This window comes from Anaplasma marginale str. Florida, from assembly GCF_000215485.1.
In the GTDB taxonomy this organism is placed as follows: domain Bacteria; phylum Pseudomonadota; class Alphaproteobacteria; order Rickettsiales; family Anaplasmataceae; genus Anaplasma; species Anaplasma marginale.
Window position 1 is genome coordinate 1 of record NZ_AFMS01000018.1, and the last position, 3302, is coordinate 3302.

At 49.6% G+C, this 3302-nt stretch carries 4 protein-coding genes and 1 tRNA gene; 4 read left to right on the forward strand and 1 reads right to left on the reverse strand.

Annotated elements, in window-relative coordinates; all coding sequences use genetic code 11:
- Positions 1 to 685, reverse strand: a 685-nt coding sequence (locus GAC_RS00580; protein WP_141564191.1) for a magnesium transporter MgtE N-terminal domain-containing protein, incomplete at its 3' end; no start/stop codon positions are given.
- A gap of 217 nt (positions 686 to 902) precedes the next feature.
- Between GAC_RS00580 and GAC_RS00585 the strand changes: the two genes are divergently transcribed.
- The 4 genes from GAC_RS00585 to GAC_RS00600 all read left to right on the forward strand — a co-directional run.
- Positions 903 to 985 (forward strand) — tRNA-Leu (locus tag GAC_RS00585).
- A 75-nt stretch (positions 986 to 1060) separates the two neighbouring features.
- The gene (gene atpD / locus GAC_RS00590) at positions 1061 to 2521 is read left to right on the forward strand and encodes a F0F1 ATP synthase subunit beta (RefSeq protein WP_037348976.1); all 1461 of its coding nucleotides are present in this window, start codon (positions 1061 to 1063) and stop codon (positions 2519 to 2521) included.
- 69 nt (positions 2522 to 2590) lie between these two features.
- Positions 2591 to 2977: a hypothetical protein gene (locus GAC_RS00595; RefSeq protein ID WP_010264642.1), complete on the forward strand. Its 387-nt coding sequence runs from the start codon at positions 2591 to 2593 to the stop codon at positions 2975 to 2977.
- A partial coding sequence (locus GAC_RS00600; protein WP_037348977.1) for a transaldolase family protein occupies positions 2974 to 3302 on the forward strand: 329 nt, incomplete at its 3' end. The genes GAC_RS00595 and GAC_RS00600, both read left to right, overlap by 4 nt.

A 3302-nucleotide genomic window follows, 5' to 3' on the forward strand; every position in this document is an offset into this window, starting at 1 on the left:
CACGTATTATGTCGTCTAGAGCCAATATTCCCACAGGTTGCAGCTGGGGGTTGATTACAAAAATCTCGTGAAACTTCTTATTGGGCCTGGCATGGTTACATAAAAAGTCAACCAATTGCTCCACATTCCAATACTCGGGTACGACAGTTATATCTTTATAGATCAGCCTACCAGCGCTCTTTTCCGGGTATGAAAGCAACTCTCTTATCAGCGTGCCTTGGGCTTCTGGCAGTAGGTCTATAATTGCGTTTTGGTATTCTTCGTCTAAATCTTCAATAATTTCAACAATATCCCCACTATCCAGCCCGCTCACCAAAAATGCGGTCTTTTCCGTCCCCAAAGCCTTTATCACCTCTTTGCGCAACCCGGGCACGAGATGCAGCAAGATCTCCGGTATGAGACCGTCTCTAACGTATCCTAGTAACTCTCTGCGGTGATTGGGGGTTAACGTCAACAGGAAATAGGCAAGCTGTACTCCATCTACCCGGTCTATGACTTCCTTGATGTCTGAGGACCTACCTTCCTCTACCGCGCTGATAAGAAAGTCGCTAGTTTGTTTATCCAGCAAATGGTAAGACATAACGCGCGCGACAACTTCAATTGACTGACAACAAACAACGCAGCACACTCCTAGCATATTTTTACCGTCTTGTATATCCTGAAATTGTTTTGCAATTTGTTTCATGATGAGGGCCACGCGCTAGGTAAGTTGATATTACATTGGGGCGCTTTGAGCCGCGTACAATGCGGACATTTTGCACGTCTACAAGTTGCATCAAGCTATAATCTTGGTAGAGTGCGGGAATAAAGTGCCAATGATGCCGGCAGATTGGTCTGTATATGGCTCTCTATTAAGGATTGACTTGTGTAAAATAGATTGTAGTATCTAGTTCGGTGATGCGGCCCTTATGGCGGAATGGTAGACGCGGTAGACTCAAAATCTACTGCCCGTGAGGGTGTGCTGGTTCGAGTCCGGCTAAGGGCACGTCAGGTTCCTTAGTGATCCACGGCGTGCTGGCTTGGTTGGGGTGCCGCTTCTGGATGGGTTATTGGGGTGCTAATGAAAGGAAAGGTTGCTCAAAAACGCGCGGCTGCCAGTCCGTCTGGTGTTGGTGAAGTCATCAGGGTGATGCCTGCTGTAGTTGATGTTGAGTTCCCTCACGGTGGCGTTCCGGAGGTCTTGGGTGCTCTGGAGAGCGAACTGGAATATGCTGGCGAAAAACTGGTGCTTGAGGTTGCTCAACACTTGGGTGATTGCATGGTCAGATGTGTGGCCATGGGGAGCACAGATAGCCTCTCAAGAGGCGATAAATTTATTAGTACTGGGAACCAGATGATGGCCCCGGTTGGCAGAGGTACCCTAGGTAGAGTTTTTGATGTTTTGGGCAGGCCGATAGATGGCTTGGGGAGCGTTAGCTCCGATGTAGAATTTCGCCCCATTCACGCGAAGGCTCCAAGCCTGTCTGAGCAGCGAGTTGCTGCAGAAGTGCTCGTTACTGGCATTAAAGTTGTGGATTTATTGGCCCCATACTTAAAGGGTGGTAAGGTTGGGCTGTTTGGGGGAGCCGGCGTTGGGAAGACTGTGCTGATTATGGAGCTGATCAGCAACGTTGCAAGGGCCCATAAGGGATTTTCGGTTTTTGCGGGTGTGGGTGAGCGTACCCGTGAGGGTAACGACCTATACCGTGAAATGGTAGAATCTGGGGTTATTAGCAGAGACGAGCCTAGCAAATCTCAGGCCGTTTTGGTTTATGGCCAGATGAATGAACCACCCGGGGCCAGAATGAGGGTGGCCCTCACCGCTTTGACCATGGCGGAGTATTTTCGTGATTCTGAAGGGCAGGATGTCCTGTTCTTCGTAGATAACGTGTTTAGGTTTACGCAGTCTGGTTCGGAAGTGTCTGCGCTTTTGGGTCGGATTCCCTCTGCGGTTGGTTATCAGCCGACTCTTGCTGCTGAGATGGGTGCCATGCAGGAGAGAATTACCTCCACTAATACTGGGTCTATTACTTCAGTTCAGGCTATATATGTCCCCGCGGATGACCTGACAGACCCGGCTCCCGCCGCATCTTTTGCGCACCTAGATTCTACCACGGTATTGTCTAGGCAAATTTCAGAACTGGGTATATACCCCGCGGTCGACCCGCTTGAGTCCACCTCTCAAGCCCTGTCGCCTGAGGTTGTTGGTAGTGAGCACTATGAGGTTGCGCAGGAGGTCAAGCGCATACTACAAACGTACAAATCTCTGCAGGATATCATTGCCATTCTTGGTATGGACGAGTTGTCTCAGGAGGATAAATTGCTGGTTGCAAGGGCAAGAAAGATTCAGCGGTTTTTGTCCCAGCCATTTCACGTGGCAGAGGTGTTTACCGGGCATCCAGGGAGCTTTGTATCGCTTGAAGATACAGTGCGTAGCTTCAAGGGGTTGGTAGAAGGACAGTATGATGATCTGCCGGAGGCGGCCTTTTACATGGTGGGTGGTATAGACGATGCGGTGAAGAAAGCCGCATCCCTGAAGTAGCATGCCGGGCTTACTGTGTGCAAGCCCTGCGGTTTGTGAATTGTTTATGCGCTAGGTTGTTGGGTTGTCATGGAGTGTTTTAGCGTAGAGTTTGTTTCTCCGGAGCGTAAGCTCACTTTTGCGGATGTGTGCTCCTTGTCTGCGCGCACCCCTACTGGGGCGCTTATGGTAATGGCGCATCACGAGCGAGCCGTTATGGATTTGCTACCTGGCGGAGTTGTGTTAAGAGATGCCAGTAGTGTTATTGATATCGTAGTGGTGTCCAATGCCGTAATGAGTATTAAGGACAACACCTGCAGCGTAATGGCCGATATTATCGTGCTGTCTAAGGATTGCGCCGAAGAAAAACTTCTGGGTGTAAGGGATGTGATAGAAAAGGCAACGCACGATGGTGGGCTTCTTGGTGAGCTTGCCCGGGTCGACTTGGAATTTATTAATCGGGTATTGAAAGGGTGAAGATCTTTTTGGACACTGTGGATACGGAGTCCATGTCCGTTCTGTGCAAAACTGGTATTGTCGATGGCGTAACCACTAACCCTTTGTTGTTGTCTCGGGCTGAGAAGCCAAGTAGGGAGCTACTTGCGGAGATATGTAAGCTGGTGGCAGGTCCTGTCAGCGTTGAGGTAATTGCTACTGATGCAGATGGTATGGTTAATGAAGGTTTGCAGCTAGCTCAGATTGCGGAAAATGTTGTGGTGAAATTGCCCATGACTTTTGACGGCATATGCGCCTGCAAAACTTTATCTAGCGTCCACAAAGTGAAGGTGAACGTCACCCTGTG

Bases quoted from the DNA above. Each gene is read 5' to 3' on its own strand.
- atpD (WP_037348976.1), top strand. From the start codon at position 1,061: ATGAAAGGAAAGGTTGCTCAAAAACGCGCGGCTGCCAGTCCGTCTGGT.
- GAC_RS00595 (WP_010264642.1), top strand. From the start codon at position 2,591: ATGGAGTGTTTTAGCGTAGAGTTTGTTTCTCCGGAGCGTAAGCTCACT.